The organism is Halopseudomonas maritima (assembly GCF_021545785.1).
In the GTDB taxonomy this organism is placed as follows: domain Bacteria; phylum Pseudomonadota; class Gammaproteobacteria; order Pseudomonadales; family Pseudomonadaceae; genus Halopseudomonas; species Halopseudomonas maritima.
In genome coordinates this window covers 3816497-3838419 of sequence record NZ_CP079801.1, presented here as the reverse complement: position 1 = coordinate 3838419, position 21923 = coordinate 3816497, and the positions used below count along the sequence as shown (strand labels likewise).

The 21923-nt window shown below is 59.5% G+C and carries 19 protein-coding genes; 13 read left to right on the top strand and 6 right to left on the bottom strand.

Annotated elements, in window-relative coordinates; translation table 11 throughout:
* Window positions 1-93: 93 nt before the first annotated feature.
* The 9 genes from HV822_RS17705 (at window position 94) to HV822_RS17665 (ending at window position 10283) form a co-directional block, all read left to right on the top strand.
* The gene (locus tag HV822_RS17705) at window positions 94-1062 is read left to right on the top strand and encodes a WD40/YVTN/BNR-like repeat-containing protein (RefSeq protein ID WP_238871576.1); all 969 of its coding nucleotides are present in this window, start codon (window positions 94-96) and stop codon (window positions 1060-1062) included.
* Window positions 1063-1071: 9 nt separating this feature from the next.
* The gene (locus HV822_RS17700) at window positions 1072-3462 is read left to right on the top strand and encodes an efflux RND transporter permease subunit (RefSeq protein ID WP_238871575.1); all 2391 of its coding nucleotides are present in this window, start codon (window positions 1072-1074) and stop codon (window positions 3460-3462) included.
* Window position 3463: 1 nt separating this feature from the next.
* On the top strand, window positions 3464-4666 hold the full coding sequence (locus HV822_RS17695; RefSeq protein ID WP_238871574.1) for a helix-turn-helix transcriptional regulator: 1203 nt from the start codon (window positions 3464-3466) through the stop codon (window positions 4664-4666).
* Window positions 4667-4842: 176 nt separating this feature from the next.
* Entirely contained in the window at window positions 4843-6090 is a 1248-nt protein-coding gene (locus HV822_RS17690; RefSeq protein WP_238871573.1) for a helix-turn-helix transcriptional regulator, read from the top strand.
* Between the two features lie 83 nt (window positions 6091-6173).
* Window positions 6174-7010 (top strand): SDR family NAD(P)-dependent oxidoreductase, encoded by an 837-nt coding sequence (locus HV822_RS17685; RefSeq protein WP_238871572.1) that lies wholly within the window; start codon window positions 6174-6176, stop codon window positions 7008-7010.
* A 185-nt stretch (window positions 7011-7195) separates the two neighbouring features.
* A complete protein-coding gene (locus HV822_RS17680) occupies window positions 7196-8236 on the top strand; it encodes a Rieske 2Fe-2S domain-containing protein (RefSeq protein ID WP_238871571.1) in 1041 nt (346 codons plus the stop codon).
* 93 nt (window positions 8237-8329) lie between these two features.
* A complete protein-coding gene (locus HV822_RS17675) occupies window positions 8330-9097 on the top strand; it encodes an enoyl-CoA hydratase/isomerase family protein (protein ID WP_238871570.1) in 768 nt (255 codons plus the stop codon).
* A 75-nt stretch (window positions 9098-9172) separates the two neighbouring features.
* Window positions 9173-10018 (top strand): cache domain-containing protein, encoded by an 846-nt coding sequence (locus HV822_RS17670; RefSeq protein ID WP_238871569.1) that lies wholly within the window; start codon window positions 9173-9175, stop codon window positions 10016-10018.
* Between the two features lie 88 nt (window positions 10019-10106).
* Window positions 10107-10283: a hypothetical protein gene (locus tag HV822_RS17665; protein WP_238871568.1), complete on the top strand. Its 177-nt coding sequence runs from the start codon at window positions 10107-10109 to the stop codon at window positions 10281-10283.
* Here HV822_RS17665 and HV822_RS17660 read toward each other — a convergent pair.
* The 3 genes from HV822_RS17660 to HV822_RS17650 form a co-directional block, all read right to left on the bottom strand.
* The gene (locus HV822_RS17660) at window positions 10276-11409 is read right to left on the bottom strand and encodes a sensor domain-containing diguanylate cyclase (RefSeq protein WP_238871567.1); all 1134 of its coding nucleotides are present in this window, start codon (window positions 11407-11409) and stop codon (window positions 10276-10278) included. The genes HV822_RS17665 and HV822_RS17660 overlap by 8 nt on opposite strands.
* Window positions 11410-11504: 95 nt before the next feature.
* Window positions 11505-13637: a TonB-dependent siderophore receptor gene (locus tag HV822_RS17655; protein WP_238871566.1), complete on the bottom strand. Its 2133-nt coding sequence runs from the start codon at window positions 13635-13637 to the stop codon at window positions 11505-11507.
* Window positions 13638-13697: 60 nt separating this feature from the next.
* Entirely contained in the window at window positions 13698-14612 is a 915-nt protein-coding gene (locus HV822_RS17650; RefSeq protein ID WP_238871565.1) for an AraC family transcriptional regulator, read from the bottom strand.
* Between the two features lie 147 nt (window positions 14613-14759).
* Between HV822_RS17650 and HV822_RS17645 the strand changes: the two genes are divergently transcribed.
* From HV822_RS17645 to HV822_RS17635, 3 genes are all read left to right on the top strand, one after another.
* Window positions 14760-16127 carry a UDP-glucose dehydrogenase family protein gene (locus HV822_RS17645; protein ID WP_238871564.1) on the top strand — a complete coding sequence of 456 codons (1368 nt, stop codon included), beginning with the start codon at window positions 14760-14762 and terminating at the stop codon, window positions 16125-16127.
* Window positions 16128-16336: 209 nt separating this feature from the next.
* Window positions 16337-17701, top strand: coding sequence for a glutathione-disulfide reductase (gene gorA, locus HV822_RS17640; protein ID WP_238871563.1), 1365 nt, complete (start codon window positions 16337-16339; stop codon window positions 17699-17701).
* A 28-nt stretch (window positions 17702-17729) separates the two neighbouring features.
* Window positions 17730-18362, top strand: a complete 633-nt coding sequence (locus HV822_RS17635) for a trimeric intracellular cation channel family protein (RefSeq protein ID WP_238871562.1) — start codon at window positions 17730-17732, stop codon at window positions 18360-18362.
* On the opposite strand, the gene HV822_RS17630 is transcribed toward HV822_RS17635, so the two are convergent.
* On the bottom strand, window positions 18356-18838 hold the full coding sequence (locus HV822_RS17630) for a copper chaperone PCu(A)C (protein ID WP_238871561.1): 483 nt from the start codon (window positions 18836-18838) through the stop codon (window positions 18356-18358). The two genes, HV822_RS17635 and HV822_RS17630, sit on opposite strands and share 7 nt — an antisense overlap.
* Window positions 18839-19152: 314 nt before the next feature.
* Between HV822_RS17630 and HV822_RS17625 the strand changes: the two genes are divergently transcribed.
* A complete protein-coding gene (locus HV822_RS17625) occupies window positions 19153-19452 on the top strand; it encodes a PilZ domain-containing protein (RefSeq protein ID WP_238871560.1) in 300 nt (99 codons plus the stop codon).
* A 298-nt stretch (window positions 19453-19750) separates the two neighbouring features.
* Here HV822_RS17625 and HV822_RS17620 read toward each other — a convergent pair whose 3' ends face one another.
* Window positions 19751-20872, bottom strand: coding sequence for a DUF1513 domain-containing protein (locus HV822_RS17620; protein WP_238871559.1), 1122 nt, complete (start codon window positions 20870-20872; stop codon window positions 19751-19753).
* A gap of 3 nt (window positions 20873-20875) precedes the next feature.
* A complete protein-coding gene (locus HV822_RS17615; protein WP_238871558.1) occupies window positions 20876-21910 on the bottom strand; it encodes an imelysin family protein in 1035 nt (344 codons plus the stop codon).
* Window positions 21911-21923: the final 13 nt, after the last annotated feature.

The following is a 21923-nucleotide window of genomic DNA, read 5'->3' as shown; positions in this document are numbered from 1 at the left end:
CAAGGCTGCTGCAAGTGTCTCGCTGAGGGACAAATGCAACGCGCAATAACAACAACAGTGGCTCCGCCGGAGCCCGACACGCAGGACCGCATGATGAGCAAATTGATCAGTTACTCCTTCTGCCTAGTGGTCGCCGCGCTGGTGTTCTATGCCTTCTCACCTCGTCACGACGGCGCTGCCGGTGAGCTGGATATGGATCTTGCGCGGGTTCAGTTCAACGATCTGGTGCACTTTAATGATCGCATGGTCGCGGTCGGCGAGCGCGGCACCATCATTGTTAGCGACGACGACGGCGACACCTGGCGCGAAACCCATAACGATCAGCAACTGCCCGTCACCCTGACGGGTGTCAGCTGGCTGGGCGGTGAGCTGCTGCTCGCAGTGGGGCATGACGAGCTGATGCTGCGCAGCGAAGACGGGGGCGATAGCTGGACCCCAATCATGCACGACAAGGAAGTGGGTGAACCGCTGATGGGCACCTGGAGCGCTGACGGTAAGCAGATTTTTGCCTACGGCAGCTTTGGCCGTTTCTTCAAATCCAATGATCGCGGCCAGACCTGGTCACCGGTCGAGCTGGACATCCACGGCGAACATCTGAATGACATGGCTGGTGATGGCGAGCGCATGCAGCTGCTGGTTGGCGAGATGGGGCTGGTGATGCGCAGCGAAGACGGCGGCCAGCAATGGGAGCTGATCGAGCCCTTCTACCGTGGCTCGCTGTTTGGCGTTGCACACCTGCGCGACAGCAATTGGGTGGCTTACGGCATGCGCGGCCATGTGTTTGTTTCCCGTGATGACGGCAGCAGTTGGGCACAAGTCGAGTTGCCGCACCAGTTGCCGCTGTACGGCCACGCCAGTGATGCCAAGGGAGTCGTGATTGTCGGCACCGGCGGCGCCTATGTTGCACTCGGTCGCGACGGCGAGTTGCAGGACCTTGGGTTCTTGCGCGGCCTGGGCACCTTGACCTCGGCGGTGGTGTTACCCAATAGCGAGTTTTTTGTCGCCGGACAGTACGGTTTGCAGCAACGCGACCGCGATTATCTTGCCTATCTCGGCCAATAAGGGGTTGTTATGACCAGCCACGTTCGACTGTTGGATCGCTGGGTCGCGGGCTTCGCCGACCTGCTGATGAATCACCGTAAAACTTTCCTGGCCGTATTTATGCTGGTCACGCTCGGCCTGGGCTACAGCGCGCTGCAGATTCGCCTGGACCCGGGGTTCAACAAGCAGATTCCGGCCAGCCACCCCTACATGGAAAATTATCTGCAGTACAGCGAGACCTTTACGGGTGCCAATACCATTTTGGTCGGCGTCAACTGGCTGGGTGAGGGGGATATCTACAACCCCGAGTTTCTTGAGGTACTGCGTCAGGTCACTGATGAGGTGTTCTTCATTCCCGGCGTACGTCGGGCGAGTGTGCGCTCGCTGTTTACCCCGGATGTGCGCTACGTCGAGATCTCCGAAGAAGGCTTTGTTGGTGATGTGGTGATCCCGCCGCAGTTTAGTGGCAGCCCCGAAGACCTGGAGCAAGTGCGCAATAACGCGGCTCGTTCAGGGGAAATCGGCCGCCTGGTGGCCAACGACCTGAGCGCCGCCATCGTCAATGCGGAGCTACAGGAGTTTAACCCGGCCACGGGCGAGCGGGTTTCCTACGAGGAAATCGCGCGCCAACTGGAGGCAATCCGCGCGAAGTACGAGAGCAAGAATATCGAAGTCAACATCGTCGGCTTTTCCAAGCTGGTCGGAGATGTGATTGCCGGCTTGATGGAGGTGATCGGTTTTTTTGTCATTGCCTTTGTAATTACCGCACTGCTGTTGTGGGTCTACTCACGCTCGCTGGTGCAGACGGTGGTTGCGCTGGTTGTGGCGCTGATTCCGGTGGTTTGGCTGCTGGGTATTCTGCCGTTGATTGGCATGGGCATTGATCCCATGTCGATTCTGGTGCCGTTCCTGATCTTTTCCATTGGCGTATCCCATGCCGTACAGATGACCAATGCCTGGAAACAGGAGCTGTTCAACGGGCTGGATTCCATGAGCGCGGCGCACAGCGCCTGCTGCAAGATATTCATTCCCGGCGCCCTGGCCCTGGTGACCAACGCTCTGGGCTTTGGCGTGATCATGCTGATCGATATTCCGATTGTGCGTGAACTGGGCATCTCGGCCTGTATCGGCGGCCTGCTGATGATTTTCTCCAACAAAATGCTGCTGCCGATTGTTTTGTCCTATCTGAAGCTAGACCGTCGCGCCTGGGCGGCACACCACCGCCAAAATGGTGAAAAGCACCGCTTGTGGTGGCGCTTGTCTGTGCTGGCAACGCCCGGCCCGGCCGTGGTGGTTTTTGCCATCAGCCTGGTATTGCTGGTTGGCGGTGCCTGGAAGAGCCGCGATCTGATTGTTGGTGATGTAGGTGTAGGTGCGCCTGAACTACGGCAGTCGGCACGCTATAACCTGGATAACCTGCGGATCACGCAAAGCTATTCGATTGGCCTGGATGTGTTGGCTATCTATATGGATACCGACATCGAGGAGGCCTGCCTGGATCCGGACGTGATGCGTGCGGTCGAAGAGCTGGATTTCCATGCGCGCAGCATCAAAGGAGTTAACTCGACCCAAAGCGTGGCGGGCATGGGCAAGGTGTCGATTGCCGGCAACAACGAGGGCAACCCGCGCTGGGCTGCGATCCCCGGCTCATCCCGTGGCTTGATGGCCGGCTCACGTGCCTATTCGGCAGCCAACGGGCTGGTGATTGACGGCTGCCAGACCATGCAGATGCTGCTTTTTCTCAATGATCATGAAGGTGACACCATTGCCCATGTTGTCGACCAGGTGGAGCACATCATTGCCAATATTGACGAACCCAAGCTGCGCTTCCATTTGGCGGGTGGCAACGTTGGTGTCATGGCGGCTTCCAATGAAGCGGTTCAGCAGGCCGAGGCACAAATGCATGGCTCGCTGTTGCTGGCTGTCGCGCTGTTTTGCTGGGTGACCTTCCGCAGCGGCCGAGCGGTGCTGTGTATCCTGATTCCGTTGGCGATTGTTGCCACCCTGTGCAGCGCGGTGATGGCCCTGTTCGGTATTGGGCTGAAAGTTGCCACCCTGCCGGTAATGGCGCTGGGCGTGGGGGTGGGGGTGGATTACGGCATCTATCTGTACGAGCGTATGCAGCATGAGCTCAAAGCCGGCAAGGATCTGCGAAACGCCTTCTACGAGGCAATGTGCCAAAGAGGCACCGCAGCGCTGTTTACCGCGGTCACCATGTCGGTTGGTGTGGGTACCTGGATTTTTGCACCGCTGAAGTTTCAGGCCGATATGGGCGTGTTACTGGCCTTTATGTTCCTGGTCAATGTGTTCGGTGCGATTTTCCTACTACCCGGCCTCGCGGCCTGGTTCCAGCGCAGCAAGCCTCTGGTGAAGCGGCGTGCGGTGGTGACCAGGGAGCTGGTCGGAGCGGGGCGAGGCTAAGATGACGCCCGATGTCGACAAGCTGCTGGCGGCCCAGGCGCCGGTCTATGACTCGCTGCTGGGTGAGCTGTATGACGCAGCCATTGATGACCACAGCTGGAGCCGATACCTCAGTCATGTGCGCGAGCTGTTCCGGGCCAATTACGTAACCCTGATTATCCGTGCTCCGCAAGATAGTGAGCAGGGGCTGATGGTGGTCAGCGGAGATATCGAAGGCGAGGGCAGCTTCAGTTATATCGCCTACCCGCATTCGCAGACTCCCTTTGTGAACTGCCCAACCAACCGGGTGTTCACGGTCACCGATCTGATGAGCTACGCCAGCTGGGAAGCCTCCGACTACTACCAGCGCCATTGTGTACCGCAGCAGGTGTATCACGTCATGGGCGTTGATCTGGTGGTGCCGGCCGGCGGCGTGTTTCGTTTTCGCATTACCCGGCCCAAGGGCACCAATGATTTCAGCCGGGCAGAAAAACTGCTGTGCAGCTCGCTGATTCCCCATATGACCCGAGCCCTGCACATCCACAGTCTGATTGGCCACAAAGAGTCGCTTAACGCGCTGTACTCTCAAGCCATTGGCCGGCTAGCGATTGCCACCCTGGTACTTGATGCCAATGGCTGCATTGTCGAGGCGAACCAGACAGCACGCGACATGCTGCGAGCTGCCGACGGCCTAAAGATCGTTGGTGGCCGTCTGGAGGCAAGTTATCCCGGCGACAACCGCAGGTTGTACCAGGCATTGCGTAGTGCCCTGAGCAGCGAACGCGAGCAGACCGCACTGGCTGAGGCGCTGTCGGTGGCTAGGCCATCAGGCCAGGTGAGTCTCGGCCTGCTGATCGAGCCAGTACCTGATCATGAGTGGGAGGACGCCCAGGACCAGCCGCACGTGGTGGTGTATGTGCGAGACGCGGTGGGGCGCTCAATGCTCAGCGCCGCCATGACACGCCAGGTGTTTGGTTTTACCCCCTCTGAGTCGGCGCTGGCCATGGAGCTGGCCAATGGACTGTCGCTGGAGGAGGCGGCCAACTCGCTGGGTATTCGCCGCAACACCGCACGGGCGCACCTGCGAGCTATCTTCTCGAAAACCGGGGTGCGCCGCCAGACTGAGCTCGTGCGCTTAATGCTCAACAGTGTGGTCTCTCTTAGCCAGCAGGCCGATGAGCCCTCGTCCGAGGAGAATCCAAAAGACGGTAACAAAGCGTCATAGATGACACAGAAATTGGCAGTTCAGCCTGGTTTTCAGTACCTGAAAACTGCCGTAAATTGAGACAGTTTGTCGCACGAGTAGGGAGGCCTGTGCGAGCTGACTCAGACAGCTGTAAGTCGCAACAAAAACAATACCGGACTGCCAATGAGCAGCCGAACAGCCGAGGTCGCACAGTCATGAATACAATTACAACAGCATCTGACGTCATTGAGTTGCAAGGCATTAACCTGAGCCTTGATCACTATGATCATCTGATCAGTTGCATCCACGATGGCGCACTGGACGCCCAGCGTCTGTACGAAGCGGTGGAGCAGTTGCGCCGTCTTTTCAGCGCCAACTACGCCACCCTGATTCTGCGTATCCCGGGCGTCGAAAATATCGCCCTGATGCTGGTAGCTGGGGAGGTCGAGGGTAGCGGCACCGTACGCTATTTCGACTACTTCCACAACGATAGCCCCTTCTCCCATATGCCAGCCGACGCCAGCTTCACCATCGATGACGTGATGAGTCAAAGCGAGTGGGAAGCTAACGCCTATTACACCGATTACGCGAAGAATAACGACGTTTATCATATTCTCGGGGCTGACATTACTACCCCGGAAGACGGGCTGCTGCGTATTCGCATCACACGTAGTCATAACCAGCCGGCCTTCAACCCCAGCGACAAGGCTATGTGCAACCGGTTGTTGCCGCATTTGCGCCGCTCTCTCCATGTTCACAACCTGCTGGGGCGCAGCGAGTCACTAGGCTCGGTCTACGCCGAGGCCATCAACCGCTTGTCGGTTGCCACCCTGGTATTGGATGAAACCGGCTGTGTATTGCAGCTCAACGACGTCGCGCGGCAGATGCTCGCGCAGGCCGATGGCATCAAGCTGGTCGGCACGCGACTGGAGGCCAGCTACCCGAGCGATAACCGTGAGCTTCACAAGCTGATCCGTGACACGCTGGAGCAGCAGTCTGGCGAGCTACCCGGTGAGGGCCGAGAGGCGCTGTCAATTGCGCGGCCGTCCGGCGAGGTCAGTCTGGGCGTGGTGGTCGAAGCACTGCCGGTCTCGGACTGGGCCGAAGGCAAGGGCCGCCCGACCGTCATCATGTACATCCGCGATTCAGTCGGTCGGTCGCAGGCCGACAACCGGGTGACCAAGGAACTGTTCAACTTCACCCCGGCGGAAACCGCGCTGGCTCTGGAATTGGCGAACGGCCTATCGTTGGAGGAAGCTGCCGAAAATCTTGGCATCATGCGCAACACCGCCCGCGCCCACCTGCGCGCGATCTTCTCGAAGACCGGTGTACGGCGCCAAGCCGAACTGGTGCGGGTAATGCTCAACAGTGTGGTCTCGCTGGGCAAGGGCAAGGTCATGCCGCTGGCGGCCAAGCCAGCGCTAACACCCCGTCCTGAGCTGCGATCCCTGCGCACTCACTAATCGACACCGGCTAGTCCAAAGCAACGATGAGTTTGCTTATTGCTCACACCACCATGGGGTAGTCACAACAGGGTGGAGTAGCGATGACTCAAGTAGCAATGGTGACCGGTGCCAGCCGTGGCATCGGTCGAGCAACGGCGCTGGCGTTTGCCCAGGCCGGGTTTGATCTGGTGCTGGCCGGGCGACTGCACGGGGCCAGCCGGGACAATACACATCAGCTGCTGGACAACCAGGGCAACCCCTTGCCGGGCAGCCTCGACGAGGTGGCTGCGCAAGTGCGTCAACTGGGCCGACAGGTCTGGTGTGTGCCCATGGACCTGCTGGATGGCGACTCCGCCGCGGCAGCGGCCACCGAGGCATTGGCACAGGCTGGCCGCGTCGACGTTCTGGTCAACAATGCTGTTTATCAGGGCAGCGATCTCAATGTGTCACTGATGCAGCTGCAGGTAGAGACCCTGCAGCGGGTGGCACAGGCTTATCTGATTTCCCCGCTATTGCTAACCCGGGTGCTGGCTGCGCACATGGCCGAGCGCGGCAGCGGGGTGGTCATTAATGTCAGCTCTGGCGCCGGGGAGAGCAATCCACCTGTGGCGGCGGCGCAGGGCGGTTGGGGTTATGCCTATGGCGCAGGAAAAGCGGCCGTGTCGCGGCTGTCTGGTGTCATTAAGGCCGAGTTAGGCGGGCAGGGCGTACGTGCCTACACCCTCAACCCTGGCGTGGTCACCACCGAGGCGCTGCAGGCCACCATCGGTGCCGCCGGGATCGCTGCCCTTGGGGTTGGCTCGGCGCCGCCGAGCTTGCCGGCGGCCGTGATGCTCTGGCTGGTCCAGCAGGATGAAGCTGGGCGCTGGCAAAAGCGCACCGTACACGCCCAGCCCTTTGCCGAGGAGCAGGGTATCGACCAATTCAACCGCATCTGAGGTGCTTGCGGCAGCAATCTAGTCCAAGTGAAGGATGAAGCACCCGCCTGCTGGCTTGAAGATACCTTGCATCGGATGGGGTTTTTCTCCGACAGGTTCAGGCCGCTGCGCTTTGCGGGCGTATTCACGTGGGCGGAACCAAGCCGTGGTGAACAAAGACAACAATGCTCAGTGAGGACCAACTGATGAATCAGCTAATCGATATCAAACCTGCCGTTGAGGCAGCAGAACACCGCTATGCACGAGGCTGGCACTGCGTGGGCGAAGCCAAGCAGTACCGCGACGGCGAACTGCACACCCTGAACGTATTTGGCACCCGACTGCTGGCGTTCGCCAATGCCGAAGGCGAGATCAGTGTGCTGGATGCCTACTGCCCGCACATGGGCGCAGACCTCTCCCAGGGCGAGCTGGTCAATGGCCGTGTGGTCTGCCCGTTCCACCATTGGGAGTTTGATGCTAGTGGCCGCTGTGCTGAGATCCCCTACTGCAAGCGCATTCCGCCAAAGGCCAAAACGCGCAAATGGCTGACCTGCGAGGTAAACCACCTGCTGTTTGTCTGGAACAATCCGGAAGGCAAGCCACCCGCCGAGGGGGTGGAAATTCCTTACTTTCCGGAGAGCGATAGCGACGAGTGGGATCACGACTGGCACATGGATTTGATGATTATCGATACCAACCCGCGTGAGCTGGTCGATAATCTAGTCGATGCCCAGCACTTTGGCCCTGTGCACGGGGCGCCGACCAAGTATTTCTTCAACAGTTTTGAAAAACACATTGGCACTCAGGTGTTCATGGGGGACTCCGAGCGACTGGGCGGTGACTTGGTCGCAGACTCCGCGTACTACGGCCCGTCTACTCACTTTACCCGCATGCGCGCTGAATACGATGGCCTGCTGGTAGAGAGCATTCTGCTCAACTGCCATGTGCCGATTGGCCCCAATCAGTTTGAGCTGCGTTTTGGCGTCCTCGTGAAAAAGATCCCGGGCTGGACCGAGGAGCAGAACCAGCAACTGGCGTTGGACTACGTACAGCAGAACCGCACCTCCTTCTACCAGGATGTGGATATCTGGGCGCACAAGCGTCGCGTCGACATGCCTGTTCTGGCCGAAGGCGATGGCCCGATTTACCAGCTGCGTGAGTGGTATCAACAGTTCTTTATGGACGAGGCTGATGTGCCTGCCCTGCACAAGGAACGCCGCGAGTTCACCACGGTGGACGCACGCTAACAAACCTCCGGGCTCCGCCTCCGTGGCGGAATCCCATCCCTCCTGGCTGCCTCCCGTCGGGTGGTAGCGTCAGTTACTCCCGGACGTTTATCAATGACCACGCTGTTTTCCGGCCGCCAGCTCACTCTGAAGCTGGACGGCACCTGCGCCACCTTGACCTTCAACAACCCCGACAGCCTCAACGCGCTAACCGCCGTGATGGCTAGTGAGTGCCTGGCTGCGACCGAGCTATTGCAGGCTGAGCAACAGGTTAGCTTATTGGTGCTACGCGGCGCGGGGCGTGCTTTTGTCGCCGGTGGCGATTTGCAGGCGCTATATGCGGACCCAACCGGCGCGGCTTCCGCCATTATCGAGCCTATGCACGCCTGTCTGCGCCTGTGGCAGCAGGCGCCTTGGGTAACATTGGCGGTGGTGCAGGGGGTGGCGGCGGGTGCAGGGCTGAGTCTGTTGGCCGGTGCTGATCTGGTGCTGGCAAGCGACCGGGCGCGCTTTGTGTATGCCTACAGCGACATCGAGACCACACCGGATTTGGGGTTGTCCTGGTCGCTGGTACAGCGTATCGGCCGGGCGCGCGCGCTGGAAATGGCGCTCCTAGGCCACAGCCTGGACGCACCAACGGCGCTGGCGTGGGGGCTAGTCAACCGACTCGTGCCGGCCGCTCAGCTGGAGAATGAGGCCCGTCATTGGCAGCAACTGCTGTGCGGTCGCAATCCCGACCTGGTGAGGGCCACCTGTGAGCTATTCTCTGCCGCGCCGCAACGCAGCCTGAGCGACCAGTTGGACGCCGAGCGGGCAAGTTTTTTGCGCTGCGCGGCCAAACCCGTGTTTCGTGAAGCTATCGGCAGCTTTCTCAAGCGTTGACGTCCGTTCGGACGAGGCGAGCGGCGCACCGGAATTTTAGTGTGCAATGGTCAATCCCCAGCCATGTGAGTCGCCATGAAAACAACAATGACCACCGGACTCTGGCTGCTGTGCGCTCTGTTCAGCAGCTTTGCTTTTTCCAGTACTGACGATCAGCAAGTTCGCGCCCGCGCTTTACTGGAACGCGCGGTCACCTACTATCAGCAGGAGGGTGAGCGCAGTTTCGCGGCATTCAGCCGGGTAGGGCGCTTCACCGAGCAGGATCTGTATGTTTTTGTTGTCGATCGTAGCGGCGTCATGGTGGCCAGCGGCGGGCCATCGCGTAGCCTGATTGGACGCGATATTGCGCCGTTGCTGGATGACCATCTGCGCTCCGGCTTTGAATCCATCCTTCAGGCTCCCCGGCAGCAGGGAGTGCAGCAGAGCGAGTACCGCTGGATCAACTGGCAACAGGGTCGGGTCGAGCGCAAACAGGCTTTTTATCAACCGGTGAACGGCCACATTATCGCGGTTGGTTACTACCTACCACGGGCTGACAAGGAAACCGCGTTAAACATGCTAAAGCGGGCCTCCAACGCGCTTGCAGAGGATCCACATCGCACACTGGCGCAAATCAACGGGCTGGACAGCCAGTTCTACCAGGATGACATCTATCCTTTTGTGGTAGATACCGAGACTCGCCGGTTTGTAGGCCATGGTGTTACTCCGGCGTTGCTCGGCACCCGTTTCGACACTCTGCGGGATCACGCAGGCGCCCCTCTTGGCGAGCGCTTGCTTGAATACATAGAGGGGCGCGAGAGCGGGGAATTCAGCTACCAATGGCGTAATCCAGTCACCCAGCGGATCGAAACCAAGGTCACAGCGATACAGCGGGTTGGCACGTTGTTGGTCTGCGTTGGTTGGTACAGTGCCGACGACTAGTGCGGCCGAAGGGAACGCTGCCAGGTTCTACCCCGTTACCGCTCAAGATCGCCTATCCTGACGTAAGCACAATACCGAGGAGTGCTACATGCAAGGCGATGTTTTCTGGATAACCATTGGTTTTTTTACCGCCAGTCTGCTGTTGATCTGCATTGGCTGGGGCAAAGTGGAAGGGCGTGTTGGTGTGGCGCTTATCTGGGTGGGGGCGCTGATCATGTTGGGCCTGATTTTTGTGCACATCTGGCTCGGTGTCGCTATCAGCTAGCCGCAAACAGCTCCACCCTGTTACGCCCTTGGTGCTTGGCGTGATAAAGCGCCAGGTCCGCGCTGCGCAGTAGCCCTTCGATGTCTTGGCCGTGATCGGGAAAGCCGGCTACGCCAAGGGAGATGGAGGCACTCAACTGAGTACCTTGCCAATCCAGCCGAATGGCAGCCAGGGCGCAGCGGTACTGTTCGGCCCGCTGTGCTGCGGTAGCCAGATCAGTGTTAGGCAGGGCCACCAGAAACTCCTCTCCACCGAAGCGGCACACCAGGTCGCTGGCTCTTGAGTGCAGACACAGCAGATCGGCCAGGGCCGTTAGCACCAGATCACCTGCCTGGTGGCCGTACTGGTCGTTCACCGCCTTGAAATGGTCAATATCAATCAAAATCAGCGCCAGTGGCTGCTGGTGGCGAGCGCAGTAGGCCAAGTCCCTGGCAATGCTGACGTCGAAATAGCGGCGATTGTAGGCGCCGGTCAAGGGGTCGCGATCTGCCTGATCACGGAGTTGTTGTTGCAACAGGTTGATTTCGGTCAACTGCTGCTGCAGCGCATGATTGGCAGCTTGCAGCGCACTTTCACTAGTGCGTAGCTGCTCGCGTGTCTCACGAATGCGCAGGTTGCGTGAAAACGCCACGTTGCCAACCATCATCAGATAAAAGGTTAAGCCAAGCATGCAGAGCAGGTCCGCCACCCAGCTGTGATGGGATGTCAGGTGAGCACCACCTGTCAGATAAACAATGAGCACGCCGAGTGCCAGCGCCAGGGCGGCCTGAAAGAACCCCACGGGGCCGCGAAAAACCATCAGGTTGATGGTCACGCCGATCACCATGGTGTAACTGATCCACAGCGGAAAGCCGAGCAGACCAATCCAGATACCAAACAGCAGGCCATCAAGCAGTAAACTGTTCAGCTCGGTGAGAAGGGGGCGATTGGAGCGCGCGGCGCGCAGGTGCATCACGTGCGGATAAATCAGAAACTGCAGGAAAAGCGCAGCCCAGAGCAGCCAACCGGTATCGATTGCACTCAGGTAAATGGCGATGGCCGCGAACAGCAGGGCAAACGAGCCCGTGCGGTTTTTGTAGTTGAGCTGCACAATCCAGTGCGATTTTTCCGGCATCATGCCTGTCATGATCGGCTGCAGGGAAATGACCTGCAGCCGATTGTAGCGAGCAACGTCATGCTCGCATAGAGGTGTCCGGAATACCTATTCCAGGGCTATGGATATCAAAAGTCGTAGCGCACGCTGGTCTGCAGGGTACGCTCGGCACCAAACCAGCAATTGAGCGTGTCGTAGCAGCTGTAATAGCGTTCATCGAACAGGTTGCTCACGGACATGCGCAGTGTTGCCCCTGCCAGGTTCTGCGCTGCGACGCCCAGGTCGTAGCTCATTCCCAGATCCACCAGGGTGACGTCCGGCACCGCATCGCTGTTCAGTGCATCCACCTCTGCCTCACCCAGGTAGCGCACACCACCGTTGACGCTCAGGCCGTTCAACACACCTGCGTAAATGTCGTAGGTCAGCCACAAAGATGCCATCTGCTCGGGAACCCAGATCGGCGTCTTGCTTTGCAGGCCGCTGTTGTCGCGTGTCACTTCCACGTCTTGAAGGGTATAGCTTAAGTCCACGCTGAGGCTGTCTGTCAGACGGCTACTGGCCTCCAGCTCCACCCCTTGCGAGCGAACCTGCCCCGCCTGAATCTGGTCATAGGCGGTGCCATTAGGGTCGCGTGTGAGCACATTGTCCTTGAGGATGCGATAGGCGGTTACCGCACCATGGGTTCGTCCTCCATCGGGATTGAACTTGAGGCCGGCCTCCCACTGCTCGGCAGTGGAGGGCTCGTACGTGCGGCCCAGGCGGTCGCTGCCGGCCACTGGCTCAAAGCTCTCCGCATAGCTGACGAAGGGCGCCAGGCCGTTATCGAACAGGTACAAGGCGCCGGCGCGCCAGGACGTATTGCTCTGTTTCAGGTCGTTATCGACCGCCGCACCGTACTTCACACCGTATTCCTTGGCCTCATAGCGGTCATGGCGACCGCCTGCGATCAGTACCCACTGGCCGATACGCATCTGATCTTGCAGATACACCCCGGTCTGGCGTTTTTCGATTGTGAAATCACTGCTGTAGCCGGAGGCGGCAAAGTCGAGCAAGCCCGAGCTGATCTGGCTGTGGTCCGGGTTGTACAGGTCGATGGAGGGCGCCGCAGCGTCTTCGTAGCCGATATCGCTCTCGAACTGCAGGTAATCCACACCAACCAGCAGGTTGTGTTCAATGGCCCCGGTTTGCACCAGACCTGAGAGCTGGTTATCGATGGTAAAACCTTCGCTGGTTTCGTCCGTCAGGTAAGCACGGCGGTTGTAGGTGCGCTGATCAGCCTCCAGCGTCGTACCGTAGGTATTGCGCTGATAGGCGTCACCGTGCTGAAAGCGGGCGTTGTGCAAAAACTGCCAGCTGTCATTGAAGTCATGCTGAATCTTGTAGCCGGCCATCAGCACTTCACGCTCGTAGGTGTTCCAGTTCTCGTCGCCACTGAACGCATCCGGATCGAGCTTGCCGTTGACGTTGGGCTGGAACAGGCCAGCCGCCGGCAGGGTCGTGTAAATCCCCATATCCGGGTCTTTCTGGTAGTAGAGATTGAGGTTGACCAGCGTGCTGTCGCTGACCTGCCAATCGAGGCTGGGTGCCAGCATCAGGCGCTCGTTCTCGGAGGTTTCGGCCTGACCGTCGCTGCTGCTGCCAAGCCCCGTTACCCGGTAGCTCAGGTTGCTGTCACCCAACTGGCCAGAGGAGTCGAAGCTCAGCTCACGCAGATCATTGGTGCCCGCCGTCAGCTCAACGCTGTTGTACCGCTCGGTTGTGGGCTTCTTGCTGATCAGGTTGACCATACCGCCCGGCGGCATGGCGCCGTAGAGTGTCGAGGTTGGCCCTTTGAAGACTTCAACCTGCTGCACAGCCTGCATGTCGATCTGGGGCTGCAGGTTCCAGTCGTTAAAAATCAGCTGCAGACCGTCGTAGAAATTCTGATAGTTGATAAAGCCACGAATACTGAACAGATCCACCCGGTTGACGGCGCCGCCGCGCAGCTGCGTGTTGACGCCGCTGGCGTAACGCAGGGCTGTGGCAACGCTGTCTGCATTGCGCTCCAGCAGTGTCTGCTCGTCGATGACGCTAATCCCCTGGGGTGTTTCCTGGGGCGTCAGGCGTGTCTTGGTGGCGGTATTGCGGTAGGTGCTGCCGTAGACGGTAAGGCTGTCGAGCGTCTCGCCGTCCTGCTGCTGCGCATGCAGGCTTGAGCTGGCAAGTACGGACATGATGGCAGCAGCAAGTGCGCAGTGGCGATGATGCGGGCGGTAAGGCATGGTGGCTCCAGAATCACAAATGAGAAAGATTCTACTTTACTGCGCGCGCCGCGCTGTCACTTAACCATTTGGAGCATCTGCACAGGATTCGATAGGCACCCAGTACTCCATATAACTGTGTGCGCTGCCTGGCACATAGCGCGCGTCATAGCGCTCCAGGTCATGGCCGGATAAGCCGCGATAACCGGACTGGGGCAGCCAGCAGTTGATAAACCATTGCAGCAGCGCTGCCAGTCCCTCGATTGGACCAAAGTGCGGCAACACTGCGTAGGTTTGAGCAGGCACTTGCATAGAGGGTAGTGCCGCGTGCTCGGGCACGCTGTCAGCCGGCAGTGCAGCCCAGTACGGGAAGCTGTGCTCAGGTCCACCGGCGTCTGCTACCACCAACACACCGAGCTGGACACCGCCCGGGCTCAGGCCTCGTGCACGCAGATGCTGATCAAGACGTCGCCAGATGGCCGGTACGCGGGTGGCGAAGTCCGGTTGTGGCGAATCCAGACCGCAAACAGCGTCACTGACCCCGGCCACGAAAAACGACGGCAGTGTCTCGATACGGATATGAAAGCTGCCTTTTCCCAGAGCCCCCGGAGGCGGACGCAAGCGCGCAGGGTTAGTGGAAACCAGCAAATTGCTGCGCTGACCGCGGCGTCGATAGACACCGGGTGCGCAACCAAAGAGCTGACGAAAGCAGCGATTGAAGCTGACTTCATTGTCAAAGCCGCAGCTCAGCGCAATATCCAGCTGCCGCTGATCCGTACACAACAGCAGCTCGGCAGCGCGGCCAAGTCTCAACCGTCGCACATAGCTGGCCACACTGAAACCGGTAGCCGAGGCAAAGGTGCGTTGTAACTGCCAGCGTGACCAGCGGCTACGGGCCGCCAGCGAGACGACCGTCAGAGGCTCCTGCAGGTTGCCGTGAATGTAGCTAAGCACTTGCTCTACGCGAGCCAGTTGTTCGTTGGAATGCGGTTGCATGGGGTAAGTACGCAAAAAGCGCTCACTCTACGATATTAACTCAATAATGCAAATCATTATCATCGGTCATCAAGGCTTCATGTGCACTTAACGTCGGTGTCACCAGGCCGTGGCGCAATCACTGCATAGCAACGAAGGAGTGCGACCATGCAGATCACGGTAACTGGCTGTGGCTACGTTGGACTGGTAACGGCAACCTGCTTTGCCGAGATGGGCAACCGAGTATCGTGCGTCGATACCAGTACGCAGCGAATAAAGGCCCTGCAACGGGGGGAAGCGCCTATATTCGAGCCGGGTATAGAAGCGTTGATTACCACCAATCAGCGTGCCGGCCGGCTGTCGTTCAGCACAGATACGGCTGCGGCCTGCAGTCGAGCCGAAGTGGTCTTTATCGCCGTAGGAACGCCCTCAGCCGCCGACGGCAGCGCCGATATTTCTCAGATACTGGCCGTCGCCTCCGAGCTTGGGCGTACTCTTGAACAGCCGACCATAGTGGTTTGCAAGTCCACCGCGCCGGTAGGCACTGCATGCCGGGTGCAGAGCGTTCTGGATCACCATTGTCAGCGTCGCCAGGTGGCCTGGCGGCATCGGGTGGTCAGTAACCCCGAGTTTCTCAAAGAAGGCGCCGCGATTGATGATTTCATGCGTCCGGATCGGGTAGTGCTGGGTACCGATGATGCCGACGCCGAGCGAGTGATGCGCGCGCTGTACGAGCCTTTTGTGCGCAATCATGATCGGATTCTGTGCATGGGGCGTCGCGCGGCCGAGATGACCAAGTACGCGGCCAATACCTTTCTTGCCACGCGCATTTCCTTCATCAATGAAGTCGCCAGCCTGTGTGAGCAGTTGGGGGTAGATGTAGAGGAGGTACGCAAGGGCATTGGTGCAGACCAGCGCATTGGCCATCATTTTATCTACGCCGGTTGCGGCTATGGCGGCTCCTGCTTCCCCAAAGACATTCGCGCACTCATGCACTTGGCGACAGAGCAGGGTGCGTCGATGCCGATCCTGCAAGCCGTCGAGGCCCGCAACCAGCAGCAAAAAGGCTGGCCATTACGCATGTTGCAGCGCGAGCTTGGCAACCTCAAGGGACGCACCCTGGCCATCTGGGGGCTAGCCTTCAAACCGGGTACCGACGATATCCGTGACGCGCCCAGCCTGACCCTGCTTGATGCGCTACTGGCCGGCGGCGCCCATGTTCAAGCCTTTGACCCGGTAGCCGGGGCCAACATTGCGCGTCACTACGCCAGCGCTGTCAGCGCCGGTCAGCTACAGCTGTTCCATGATCCCTACGCCGCTCTCAATGATGCCCAGGCGCTTGTTCTGTTGACCGAGTGGAAGCAGTTTCGCCAGCCGGATTTTCGGCTCATGGCCCAGCGCATGCGTACACCGCTACTGATCGATGGCCGCAATCAATACGACCCGCAGACCATGCTGGAGTTGGGTTTCCGGCATATCGGCGTGGGCCGACAAGGTGCACCTGTGGCTCAGCCTGTGCTGCGCGAGGTAATCTGATTCGGTATGCTAGGGAAGCGCTGACTAATTCCACACGCCCTCGCCCTACGGGGCGTTCAGGTTGGGCCGCACTCTGCGTTGTGATTTCTCGACAGGTCCCGACATGCCGTCGAAACCACGTCTTGATTGCAGCCCAACCTGAACGCCAGAGGGCATACGGAATTAATCAGTGCTTCCCTATCTTATCAAGCGTCGCAGGAAACCCCAGCATGTCTCAATACGATTTTGATCTGTTCGTCATTGGCGCCGGTTCCGGTGGTGTGCGTGCCAGCCGCATGGCAGCCGGGTTCGGCGCGCGGGTCGCCGTGGCCGAAGACCGTTACCTGGGGGGGACCTGCGTCAATGTTGGCTGTGTGCCCAAAAAGCTGTTGGCCTATGCTGCGCACTTTGCCGAAGACATTGAAGATGCCGCCGGTTATGGCTGGAACCTCAATACCGAAGGCTTCGATTGGCCACGTCTGGTTGCCAACAAAAACGCCGAAATCAGTCGTCTGAATGGCATCTACCACAACCTGCTTACCTCAGCTGGCGTGCAATTGCTGGAGGGCCGAGCGCGCATTGTTGGCCCGCATGAGGTTGAGGTAAACGGGCAGCGCTATCGCAGCGAGCGTATTTTGATCGCTACCGGTGGGTGGCCGTTCGTTCCAGAGTTTCCCGGTAGCGAGCACGTCATCAGCTCGAATGAGGCGTTCTTTCTGGAACAGCTGCCCAAGCGGGTATTGGTGGTCGGTGGCGGCTACATCGCCATCGAATTTGCCGGCATTTTCCACGGCCTGGGCTGCGACACTACACAGCTGTATCGCGGTGATCTGTTCCTGCGCGGTTTTGATCAGGGCGTACGCGAACACATGGCCCAGGTACTGCGCGCCAAGGGGCTTGATCTACGCTTCAACAGCGACGTCTCACAAATCGGGCGCAATAGCGACGGCAGTTTTCAGGTCTACCTCGACAATGGTGAACAGCTGGAAACCGATCTGGTGCTCTATGCCACCGGGCGGCGACCGCATGTAGACGGGTTGGGGCTGGAAAACACCGCCGTGGCGCTGGATGCCAAGGGCAACATCGAGGTGGACACGCACTATCAGACCAGCGAACCCTCCATCTATGCCATCGGCGATGTAACCGATACCGTCGAGCTTACCCCGGTGGCACTGGCGGAGGGGATGGCGCTGGCGCGTTGGCTGTACAAGCGTGAGGAGTACCGTCCAGTCGACTATGACGACATTCCGACCGCGGTATTCTGCATTCCCAACATCGCCACCCTGGGGCTGAGCGAGGAAGCCGCGCGCAAGAAAGGCCACAAGCTGAAAATCTTCGAGAGCCGCTTCCGCGCCATGCGCAACACGCTGGCCGGGCGGGGAGAGCAGAGTTTCATGAAGCTGATTGTTGATCAGCAGAGCGATAAGGTGCTCGGCGTGCATATGGTCGGCCCGGAGGCTGGCGAGATCGTCCAGGGGTTGGCCGTGGCGGTCAAGGCAGGCGCGACCAAGGCGGTATTTGATGCCACCCTGGGCATCCATCCGACCGCTGCCGAAGAGTTTGTCACCATGCGCAGTCCAACCCGCGAGGACTGATCGCGGCCCAGCCTGGGGAGTCCTCGGCATGAGCTGGTTCTACGCGTTTGACCTGTTTGGCGTGGCGGTGTTTGCCATAACCGGCGCCTTGATGGCTGGGCGCAAGGCCATGGACCTGTTCGGCGTGCTGGTCATCGCCATTGTCACCGCATTGGGTGGCGGAACCCTGCGAGATGTGATCCTTGGCAACCATCCGGTCAGCTGGATTGGCAACGATATGTATATTCTGGTTGCCACCCTGGCGGCCCTGGGTACAGTGTGCTGGGTACGTCTGACGCGGCCGATCAACGAACTCGGGTTGCTGGTGGCCGACGCCTTTGGCCTGGCGGTGTTTACGGTGATAGGCACCCAGGTGGCGCTAGCTCACCAGGTGCCGGTCAGTGCGGCAGTCATCATGGGCGTGATGACCGGGGTTGCCGGCGGCGTCATGCGCGACATCATCTGCAATGAAATCCCGCTGATTTTCCACAGGGAAATCTACGCCACCGCCTGCATTGTCGGCTCCCTGTGTTATCTCGGGCTGAGCCAGCTGCCCGTTCAGGAAGACATCGCGGCAGGGCTTTGCATGGCGGTGGTGCTGGCTATCCGCCTGGCGGCCATCCGCTGGCACCTGGCCCTGCCGCGCTTTCATCTGCTGGACCGTGGTGACCGGCCTCAGTGATGCTGGTGTCCGTTATCTGCAGCCCCTGACACCTCATCTTCAGCTTGCACCTTGACCTGCACCTCCACCTCGCCAGCGTTGGCAAACTGCAGGGTCATTGGATAGCTATCGCCAGCGGCCAGCGGCTGCTTCAGCTGGAACAGCATCAGATGGTAGCTGCCAGGCGCAAAGGTCACCGTGGCGCCCGGTTCAATGGTCAGCGACTCGACGCGCTGCATCTTCATCATGCCGTCGGCCTGCACATGCTCATGGATCTCCACTTTGCCGGCCACCGCGGTCTGCGCGCCGAGCAGCGTATCGGCGCTGTCGCCATGGTTGCTGATGCTCAGGTACGCGGCCCCGGTTGGCGCCACCGGCGGCAGTGCCCGTGACCAGGGGTGATCGATGTGCAGCTCACCTGCTTCAAATTCGTGGGCAGAGACCAGCTGCGCCAGCGCGCAACCGATCAGCAGCAGTGAAAATTTGTTGAAACGCATAAAAAGGCATCCTCTTTGGTCGCGTGTTATGACAGCACCATACCCCGAACCCGCGGTCAGATGAAGCAGTTCACATTTCGCTTGATCTCAGGACGTGGGCGCTGCAAGAAATGTGGATTGGTTATACAAAATGCTGCATAGCATAGCTTTTCGCCACTACCCATATGGCGCACACTGATGTTCAGGGACGCGCTGATGATGTGGCGCCGCCACCGCGCGACTCAGCCCAAGCCCAGGTGCAGTGACAGCCTCAGGCCGCCTACCGATACAACGAGCATGCCATGACAGAACGCAGAAGATTGGAGCGACATTACGTGAGCAACAGCCTGGAAGTCTTTGATTTAGATACCGGAGATCACCTTGGACGCGTGGTGGATCTGCATGTGGAAGGGCTCATGTTGCTGAGCGACCAGCCGGTAGATCTGTTTCGTTCCTTCGCACTGCAAGTCAACCTGCCAATGCGCCTGAACGGCGTGCACGAATTTCTGCTGGATGCCGAAACCCTGTGGAACCGCCAAAGCTTGAATGGTCAGCAGTACTGGACGGGGATGCACTTCACCAACCTGCCAGATACCTCTCGTCAGTGCATCGAGAAGATGGTCGCCAGCCTCTAGGGAAGCACTGATCAATTCCGCATGCCCTCTGGCGCTCAGTCTGGGCTGCAAGCAAGGCGTGGTTTCGCAGGCATGTCTGGACCTGTCGAGAAATCACAACGTAGAGTACGGCCCAGCCGGATGCGGCCCAGACTGAACGCCCCGCAGGGCGAGAGCTCAAGCATGCACCTGCTGCGTTGTGCTGCTTGCCAATAGAACCACTATTGGCTGCACATCGCGCCTTGCATCTGCACGCTTGAGCTCTCGCAGAGCGCGTGTGTCATTGATCAGTGCTTCCCTAGGAGGCTGACGACTGCGCTCAGGCGACACCGAACTGGCCTGGTGTCAGGTGGTTATCCCAACGCACCGGGTAGCTGCCATGCGGCACGGCCTGATCACTGTCAGCCGACAGGAGAAACACGCCCCCCAGACCAGACGTCACCACAAAACCGCGCTCACCGTAGGGCAGGGCGCCGGCAACGTCTTGCACAGCGATGCGCTGCACCAGCTCGCCAGTGCGATAGTTGATGATAATGGCCCGATTACCCAGTGGAGCAGTGATCACGGCCAGCGGGCTATGGCGGCTGATAGCGATACTGGCAGTGTAATTGCGCAGGCCCGCCAATTCTTCAAGCGGCAACTCAGGCTCCGAGAACTCACCGGTCGCGGTGTCCAGCCTGGCGATTAAGGGAGGCGTTTCCCACTCCGGACCCTCGTATTGGTAGCCGGCGATAACCACCCCATCCGGACTGACATCCAGATGACGACAACTTAGCTGGGGGTGAGAGGGCGAGTAACGCGCAGTGATCTCTCCGCTGTGCCGGTCCATCAGTATCAGCGCCGGTTCCATACGGTCCAGGTTGAGCTTGATACGGTCGTAGTCAGGGTGTGTCTCAATGCCGCCGAGGGCCACGACCAGCGTGTTGCCGTCCGGATGCAGCCGCAGCTCATGCGGGCCGATGCCAGCCAGATCGAAGTCCGCCACCTGACGGTAACCGTCAAAGGCATCGTACACCCGTACCAGGCCAGCTGAGGTCTGGTAGTTGTTCATGGTCACGTACAGCAAACGGGCATCCGGGCTATAAACACCGTGGCCGTAGTAGTGGTAGCCGTCACCGGCATGCACGCTGCGCTCAAGCTGGCCGCTGCGGGTATTGATCACGTGCATCTGCCGCCCGGGTCGACGGGCGAACACCACGACATGATCACCATATGGCTGCGGGCAGCCACCATGGCACCGCTCGGCGACCGGGATCTGAAAGCGCTTCTGCCCGCAGCTATCCACGCCGCTGATGTAGTGTTGACCCTTGGCGTCGTCCACCGCGCTGACCAGCGCCAGTGCGGGTGCGGCGGGCGTGAGCAGGCGCTGACTGCAGGCGGTTACCGCCGTGATCGAGGCACCCGTCAGCGATGCCTTGATAAACCCACGACGATTGAGCATCAATCAGTCTCCATCACTGGAGTTGAAGCCTCGGACAATGGCCAGCTTGCTGGCAATTGGGCCTGTCAGTACGGCGCCAGTCGCCCGGACATCCTCCAACAGCGCCGTCAGACTGGCGATGCCTTCTTCGGTTTCCAGCAGGGGGGTGATATCGGTTGGCAGACTGTCGAAGTGTGCGAGGGTTTTGTTTAGCTGGCTGCTGAACTGTTCAGCCAGTTCAGGTGCGTCGTTCTCAGCCATCAGCAGATTGAGGCCCGGCACGAAGTAATCGGCCAAGCCCTGTAACGATGCCCGCAGGGTCACCAGCGACTGCTCGCTGCGCCAGGCATCTGCCAGATACGGGTTGGGCTTACCGGTGCCACGCACGCCCAGCGGTGCAGCCAGGCGCCAATCGGCCATGATCTCCAGTGCGTGCATGGCGGAGGTCAGGGTGCCGTTGTTGTAGTCAGCCACTTCCAGGTAGCGAGATTGCAGCTGGCCCCAGTCCGCATTCAGCCCTGCGGCATTGTGTTTCAGGTTGCCGCTGATGGCGGTGAGCAGGGTGCAGGTGCGCTCTGCCGGGAGGGCGCGCTCGCCCTCGGTGATCTGCGGGTCAAACAGCAGATACTCTGCTGCAGGAAAGCCCTGAATGGCCACGCTGTCACGGGACAGGGCATCAACATCAATGGCCTTGTCACCACCCAACCAGTAGCGCGCCTTGGCCGCAGTCAGGTTTTTCGGATCGGGCCAGAACTGAAACTTCCACGCTCGGGTGTTTTGCTCAATCGGGCCAAAATCGACAAAGCGTACAGCCTGCCAGCTGCTGAATGCCGCCAGCCATTGCTCCTGTACCGCCAGCAGGCCGGCGTCAGTCGGTTCAGCGCAGTACTCACTGGTCAGTTGCTCAAAGGAGGCAGTGTTGCTGGCCAGTTGCTCATAACCGTGACCTATCTGGGCATGCCAGGCAGCACGCGGTGTTTCCGCTAGCGCCTGAGCGCTGAGACCCAGCGTCAGTGCCGTTACCAGCGGCAGGCGGAGCAGGGTGGTTTTCGCCTTCATGTGAACGATCATC